General features: G+C 43.5%; 8 protein-coding genes. 4 read left to right on the top strand and 4 right to left on the bottom strand.

Annotation, left to right across the window (positions count from 1 at the left end; translation table 11 throughout):
• The first annotated feature begins 284 nt into the window (after nt 1-284).
• From ACHBGV_RS07725 to ACHBGV_RS07715, 3 genes are all read left to right on the top strand, one after another.
• Nucleotides 285-827, top strand: a complete 543-nt coding sequence (locus ACHBGV_RS07725; RefSeq protein WP_105123520.1) for a tRNA (cytidine(34)-2'-O)-methyltransferase — start codon at nt 285-287, stop codon at nt 825-827.
• A 455-nt stretch (nt 828-1,282) separates the two neighbouring features.
• A complete protein-coding gene (locus ACHBGV_RS07720) occupies nt 1,283-1,840 on the top strand; it encodes an ECF transporter S component (RefSeq protein ID WP_105123521.1) in 558 nt (185 codons plus the stop codon).
• 23 nt (nt 1,841-1,863) lie between these two features.
• Entirely contained in the window at nt 1,864-2,517 is a 654-nt protein-coding gene (locus ACHBGV_RS07715) for a phosphatase PAP2 family protein (protein WP_105123522.1), read from the top strand.
• 42 nt (nt 2,518-2,559) lie between these two features.
• Here the strand turns inward: ACHBGV_RS07715 and ACHBGV_RS07710 are convergent, their stop codons facing one another.
• The 4 genes from ACHBGV_RS07710 to ACHBGV_RS07695 all read right to left on the bottom strand — a co-directional run bounded on the left by ACHBGV_RS07710 (nt 2,560) and on the right by ACHBGV_RS07695 (nt 5,575).
• Nucleotides 2,560-4,380: an acyltransferase family protein gene (locus ACHBGV_RS07710; protein ID WP_394736050.1), complete on the bottom strand. Its 1,821-nt coding sequence runs from the start codon at nt 4,378-4,380 to the stop codon at nt 2,560-2,562.
• Nucleotides 4,370-4,786 (bottom strand): hypothetical protein, encoded by a 417-nt coding sequence (locus tag ACHBGV_RS07705; RefSeq protein ID WP_172095230.1) that lies wholly within the window; start codon nt 4,784-4,786, stop codon nt 4,370-4,372. Before ACHBGV_RS07705 ends, ACHBGV_RS07710 begins: the two co-directional genes overlap by 11 nt.
• Nucleotides 4,787-4,870: 84 nt before the next feature.
• The gene (locus ACHBGV_RS07700) at nt 4,871-5,290 is read right to left on the bottom strand and encodes a low molecular weight protein-tyrosine-phosphatase (RefSeq protein ID WP_105111937.1); all 420 of its coding nucleotides are present in this window, start codon (nt 5,288-5,290) and stop codon (nt 4,871-4,873) included.
• A 51-nt stretch (nt 5,291-5,341) separates the two neighbouring features.
• Entirely contained in the window at nt 5,342-5,575 is a 234-nt protein-coding gene (locus tag ACHBGV_RS07695; protein WP_105160609.1) for a CsbD family protein, read from the bottom strand.
• Nucleotides 5,576-5,778: 203 nt separating this feature from the next.
• On the opposite strand from ACHBGV_RS07695, the gene ACHBGV_RS07690 reads away from it, so the two are divergent.
• The gene (locus ACHBGV_RS07690; RefSeq protein WP_394736048.1) at nt 5,779-6,300 is read left to right on the top strand and encodes a DNA starvation/stationary phase protection protein; all 522 of its coding nucleotides are present in this window, start codon (nt 5,779-5,781) and stop codon (nt 6,298-6,300) included.
• Nucleotides 6,301-6,320 lie beyond the last annotated feature (20 nt).

Below are 6,320 nucleotides of genomic sequence, written 5' to 3'. Positions count from 1 at the left end.
TCAACTTACTCAAACATAGTGAAACATCTAATTCTTGACTAAGGTAAGGTGGCTAACTTCATTATAGAACTTTCGAAGGTGTAAAAAATAGCGAAAAATGGTGATTTTTGGGAATAAATCCTTGACAGAGGCATCAACTGAGCGGTATAATAGTAACACGATTTCATTGATTTAACTCAAACCTGTTGTGAGTTAAGTGAATGAATCATCATTCACCATGCTGTTTGCTGAGCTTGACTCCGGGCAGTGTGGCATTTTTTTTACTTGAAATGAGATGAAAGATAATGAATATCGAAGAATTGCACTACAAAGAGGAAACAGCTAAAAACCATGTCGTTCTGTTTGAGCCACAAATTCCCCAGAATACGGGCAATATCGCCCGGACCTGTGCTGCGACCAACAGTCCTCTGCACATTATCAAGCCCATGGGTTTTCCTATTGATGATAGCAAGATGAAACGAGCTGGTCTTGATTACTGGGACAAGCTGGACGTACGTTTTTATGAAAATTTAGATGAATTTATGACCTACGCCAGCCAGCATGGCCAGGTACATCTGGTGTCAAAATTCGCTGATAAGACCTATTCCAACCAGTCCTATCAGGAGGGAATACATTATTTTCTTTTTGGGCGTGAGGACAAGGGCCTGCCAGAAGAATTCATGCGCCAGCATTCAGAAAAGGCTATCCGCGTTCCCATGAACGATGAGCATGTCCGTAGCCTCAATGTATCCAATACAGTCTGCATGATTGTCTATGAAGCCCTGCGTCAGCAGGAATTTGCAGGCCTTGACCTGGTCCATACCTATGAAGGGGACAAACTCAAATAGTGTGATATCATTACCGAAGTCTTGCAGAGGCAAGGCTTTTTTGGTATCATTAAATAGTCTTCAGGGCAGGGTGAAATTCCCGACCGGCAGTGATTTTATTAAGATAGTTTCTCTATTTTGAAAATTCTTCTTTGAGGGCGGTAGCAGGAGCGACCGAAGGTCGCAAGTCCGACGCTTGTCGCCGTGGTGAAAGTCATCCTATTCAAAAATAGGATGACAGGGGATTTTCGATACCTTAGGCTCGAAAATAAGTCATGAAACCGAAGGTTTGCTACGGCCCTACCACCTTAGACAAGTGTCAAAAAAGAAATTATCTAGTAAATAAGTCTGCGAGCGCAAGCTGATGTGGTGCAATTCCACAACCGACAGTACAGTCTGGATGGGAGAAGACGAAGTAGTTGGCCTCGGCCTGCTCTCTTGGCCTTCTTCAATTTTCAAAAATTGGAGGAACCTTTATGACAAACACACGCAAAATGACGATTATCGCCATTCTCTCAGCAGTATCTTTTCTGCTCATGTACTTGAAATTTCCGCTGATTCCAACAGCTAATTTCCTGGAAGTGGACTTTTCAATCGTACCCATTCTCTTTGGTCTCTTGATGCTGGATCTGAAATCAAGCTTTGCGATTCTTTTCATCCGGACCTTGCTCAAGTTGATTTTGAACAACCAAGGTGCATCGACCATTATTGGTCTGCCAATGAATATTGCAGCTATGTCAGTCTTTATTCTAGCAGTGGCCTACATTTGGAAAAAAGATCAGACAGTGAAAAATTATGTGAAAACAGCAGCTGTGGCAACAATTACATCGACCTTGGTCATGCTGGTCATGAACTATGTTTATGCTGTTCCAGTCTATGTGACCTTTGCAGGCTTCGATATCAAACAAATTCTAGGACTTGGCAACTATCTCTTTGCCATGGTCCTTCCCTTCAACCTCTTGCAGGGAATCGTGCTGTCGCTGGCTTTCTATGTATGTTACAAGGCAGCCCAGCCAATTTTAAAGAAAGTTTAACCATTCTATGGTAAACTAAATACATGAAAAACAAACAAACACATTTACGAAACGCATCTTTTTTGGCCCTGGCCTTTGTTATTCTAGGCTATACGGTCAAATTCTATCCAGAGGCAGTCGCAGGCTTTGACACGGCAATTCAGACACTTGTCCGTGGCAATCTACCTAGCACTGCCAGCCAGTTTTGGACCTCGATTACGGTTCTTGGAAATACAGTGATTATTCTGACTATTTCCTTGCTCCTTGCAGCTTTCTTCTATTTTTATAAAAAGTGGAAGATGGAGGCTTCCTTGATTCTTGCTAGTTTTGCGGTTATGGGGGTGGCATCAACAGCCCTGAAATATGTCTACCAACGGCCGCGCCCTAGTATTGAATGGTTAATCGATACGATTGGTTATTCCTATCCTAGCTGGCACACTGCCTCGACCATGATGATTGCAGGAGCGGTGGTTATCATTATTCAGCAACGAATGAAGAAGGGAGCACTAAAGCTCTTGCTTCAAGCTGGTCTGCTCATTTTAGCGGCTCTAGTTGCGATTTCAAGGATTTACATCGGCGTTCATTTTCCAACAGACATTATCGGTGGTTGGCTGTTGGCAGGCTTTCTGCTGTCAGTCCTCTATCCTTTCTATGATCAAAAACGCTTCGAATGGCGTTTTCAGAGTAAACAAAAATAATAAGCGAGGCTCCTGCCTCGCTTATTTGCTTTCAACAATGGTCTATTTATTCTTAATCGGTCCGTTTTCTGCTTCTTTTAGAGCTTCTTGAACCGTTTGGGCAAAGAGTTGTCCACCTTCATTGATGGTGCTTGGTTCGCTACCAAAATGAATATTGTCTGTGCCGGCCCAAATCTGAGGATTTTGCTTGGCAACGGCATTCCAATCAGCCACGGTGATAAAGTCATAATCCTTGGCTAATTGACGAATGTAACGCGCATGTTTTTCAGCTATTGGGTCATCGTACGTAGCAGAGTTACCATCGTAGGGGGTCACTAGAATCAAGCGGTAACCATTCGGCAGGATATCAACCATTTTCTTCAGCTCTTCCTGGTAATTGCTGACCACATTGGCACCGGTTGCTACCACAACATTTTTCAAGAGTGTTCCATTGTCAATATTGGTCTGTAGAATCTCGTTAGCCTGGATGGTATTCCGGCTCTTCTCCGCATCAATCATAGCATCAGGCAGGGCTGCGTGTAGGTGCTCGCTTGCTCGAAGTGTCACAGAATCACCGATAATGGTCACTCCGTCTGTGATATCAAAATGGCTGGCTTTTCCCTTTTCGGCAAAGTTTTTGGTCTGTGTCATGCGGGTATCTGCCTGCTTGAGGCTTTCCACCATAAGCGAATGGTCTAAATCACCGAGTTTTGGAACAAACAAACTAATGCCCAAGGTAAGCAAGCTGAGAACACCGAACGTTATAGCCAACCATTTGGTATAGGGAACTAAATCAATTTCCAGACCAAAGAGTTTTCCCGTCCTGCCTGCAATGTAAGGCTCTAGAACATAGTAGGATAGGCTAGCCATCAGCAGTGTCACAAGCAAGGTCAGTCCAACGGCCAGAAGGTGGTTGGAAATCAGTTGATTGAAGATAATGTAAAGGGGCCAGTGGAAAAGGTAGATACCGTAGGAAATATCCGCCAGAAACTGGATAGCTACCGGCTCCTTCACGCTTGCTGTCTTTTCGTGTAAGATTCTAGCCGCAAGAATCATGGCACAGGTTGCCAGACTTGAGAGGAAGAAACCGAAAAGATAGGTGAAAATCGAATCAAACCGTAGGAAGAAGAGGAGGAGGGCTTCTAAGCCCAGACCACCTGAGAAAACCAATAGGGTCTTCCGTAAATCCCATTGTTGCACCATTTTCTGGAAACCGGTTGTAGTATGCTTGATGCCTACAATGGTCGCAAGCAGGCTCCCCAGAAAGAAGGGGAAGGAGTGAGCTAGTGTAGAGAAGTAAATCCTAGAATAGCTTGTGACAAAGAAGCTAGAAATAAACATTCCAAAGAAGCTAAGGACAAATAGGAGGCCTGAACTGAGGAAAATAGTTCCTCTAAGTTGTCCTACAGACCTGGCTTGCCGCGTTATCCACCAGAGAGCTAGCCCCCAGATGATGTAGAATTGGACTTCAATCGCAAGGGTCCAGGTGTGAACAAAGAGATGGGGGGTAAATTGATTTTCGTATCCACCACCGGCCAAAATTTCATAGATATTGGTCATAAAGCCCAGAGCAGCTGTGATTTGCCGTCCGATATTGGCTGTAAAATCATTACGAATCAGGAGAGCCAGGGGTGTGACGGTCAGAATCAGCAGGACCAAAGGTGGGAAAATACGGTACAAGCGCCGTTTTAGAAAGGCCTTGAAATCGAACTCCTTGTCGGTATGAAATTGGTCAATAATCAGGGCAGTCGTCAGATAGCCGGATAGGGTGAAGAAGAGGTCAACTCCGACAAAGCCTCCAGAGAAGTATTTGATGTAAAAATGATAGAGCAGGACCATTACCAGTCCTAGCACTCGAATTGTTGAAAACCATTTAATCCTCATGTTGATAAATCCCCTGCTTAAACGTTCCTTCGTAGACTGATTTTGCCTTGGTTGTTAGCTTACCTTTTCCATCAGCCAGGCCATTGACAAATCGTCCTGAATAGCTCCAACCATCTTTTGAAGTGAAGGTTCCCTGACCATTGAAACTGCCATTTTTAAACTGTCCTTCATAGGTATCTCCATTTTCAAAGGTCAGCTTGCCCTTACCGTCCATTTTATTGGCCAAGACGGTGCCGCTATACTTGATTTTACCGTCATCTAGGGTCAAGGTTCGTTGGCTGGGAATGCGTCCGATAAAGACGGAAATCAGGCAGATCAGGATAAATAGGAGTGTCAACAGTTCAATATTTTTCCTTGTGAGGAAGGCCTTCCAATCTTCTGGAAGCGAATAATGCATGCTTTTCATGTCTTGTCCCTTACTAGAATAGATTCGCCTACTATTTTACCATTTTTTCTCATATATTACAAAAATGTTACGTAATTCCTCTGCTTATTTTAGCCGTTCCAACCAGTCCTTGCAGCCCTGGCTGACCATTTGATAGGTTTCCTCGAAATCCCCTGTGTACCAAGGGTCGGGAACGGATCTGTCGGCAAATTGGTAGATTTTATCTTGGGCAGACGGAGGAGCCATCTTTTTTAAGTCACGGACATTGTTGCTGTCCATGCCGATGATATAGTCAAATTCCTTAAAATCCGCTGCTGAAATCTGCTGAGATGTCTTGCTACTACTGTAGGGAATCTGGTATTTTTTGAAAATCTTCTGGGTTCCCGGATAGATAGGATTGCCGTGTTCCCAGCCTGATGTGGCACGGCTTTCGATGTGGTAGTCGTCGGTCAAGGCTTTCATGACAAATTCAGCCATGGGACTGCGACAGATATTTCCAAGACAGACAAATGCAATTTTTTTCATGATTTTCCTTTCACTTCACAAGAAAAGGCAACCGAAGTTACCTTAGCATGTTTATTTTTCGTCCTTGTCAAAGGCGTTTTTGATACCGTTGACAGCACCTTCGAGGCCGTCTTTAGCATCTTCTACAAAGCCCTTGGCATCTTCGACCAACTCTTTAGCTTTGCCGAGCCCTTTTTCAACAAGACCTTCCACTTCAAGCTCTTTATCACCTGTCAATTTGCCCAAGCCCTCTTTGACAGAACCAGTCAATTGATCTAATTTAGCACCGAATTTTTCTTCTGACATATGAACCTCCAATAGATGTTATAGGGAGTGATGGGAGAAATTCCCATATGTTGACTATCTATAGAATACCTTAATTATCCTCATTTTGCAAGCGCTTTGCTTGTCTAAAAATGGACTTCTCACTAGATGGTAATTAGTTGCACATTTATTGAAATAACATTATAATAAATATAAATAAAAATAAAAGAAAGAAGGTTCCTTTTATGAAAAAAGAAATATTGAAGCCATCAGCTGAAGTTGCTAGTCTGTCTCTGGGGAAATCTCTGAACTATCAGGATACCAAGGCTGTTCTCAATCAGGCTGTCGCAGACCTGTCAGTGGCTCATTCTATCTTGCATCAGGTTCATTGGTACATGCGTGGTGCTGGATTTATGATTTGGCATCCAAAAATGGATGAATACATGGATGAGTTGGATGGTTACCTAGATGAAATGAGTGAACGTTTGATTACCTTGGGTGGCGCTCCATTTTCAACGCTTGTAGAATTTTCGGAAAACAGTCAACTCAAGGAGGTTCCGGGAAGATACAGCTTGACCTTGGAACAGCAGTTAGCGCGTGTGGTAGAAGTGTTTCGTACATTGGCTACCCTCTTCCAGGAAGGTTTTGACATTAGCGATGAAGAAGGCGACAGCGTGACCAACGACATTTTCAATGTGGCTAAGGCTAGTATTGAAAAACATATTTGGATGTTGCAGGCAGAACTAGGACAAGCTCCGAAATTGTAAATAGATGAAGGGTCCAGAAG

Origin of the sequence: Streptococcus sp. A34 (assembly GCF_043674115.1) — a bacterium.
In the GTDB taxonomy this organism is placed as follows: domain Bacteria; phylum Bacillota; class Bacilli; order Lactobacillales; family Streptococcaceae; genus Streptococcus; species Streptococcus suis_V.
The sequence above is the reverse complement of the archived record's forward strand: the minus strand, read 5'-3'. Positions and strand labels throughout refer to the sequence as shown.

What these genes read in the sequence shown, in the direction of transcription:
- ACHBGV_RS07725 (WP_105123520.1), top strand. Translation starts at nt 285, where the DNA reads ATGAATATCGAAGAATTGCACTACAAAGAGGAAACAGCTAAAAACCAT.
- ACHBGV_RS07720 (WP_105123521.1), top strand. Translation starts at nt 1,283, where the DNA reads ATGACAAACACACGCAAAATGACGATTATCGCCATTCTCTCAGCAGTA.
- ACHBGV_RS07715 (WP_105123522.1), top strand. Translation starts at nt 1,864, where the DNA reads ATGAAAAACAAACAAACACATTTACGAAACGCATCTTTTTTGGCCCTG.
- ACHBGV_RS07710 (WP_394736050.1), bottom strand. Translation starts at nt 4,380, where the DNA reads ATGAGGATTAAATGGTTTTCAACAATTCGAGTGCTAGGACTGGTAATG.
- ACHBGV_RS07705 (WP_172095230.1), bottom strand. Translation starts at nt 4,786, where the DNA reads ATGAAAAGCATGCATTATTCGCTTCCAGAAGATTGGAAGGCCTTCCTC.
- ACHBGV_RS07700 (WP_105111937.1), bottom strand. Translation starts at nt 5,290, where the DNA reads ATGAAAAAAATTGCATTTGTCTGTCTTGGAAATATCTGTCGCAGTCCC.
- ACHBGV_RS07695 (WP_105160609.1), bottom strand. Translation starts at nt 5,575, where the DNA reads ATGTCAGAAGAAAAATTCGGTGCTAAATTAGATCAATTGACTGGTTCT.
- ACHBGV_RS07690 (WP_394736048.1), top strand. Translation starts at nt 5,779, where the DNA reads ATGAAAAAAGAAATATTGAAGCCATCAGCTGAAGTTGCTAGTCTGTCT.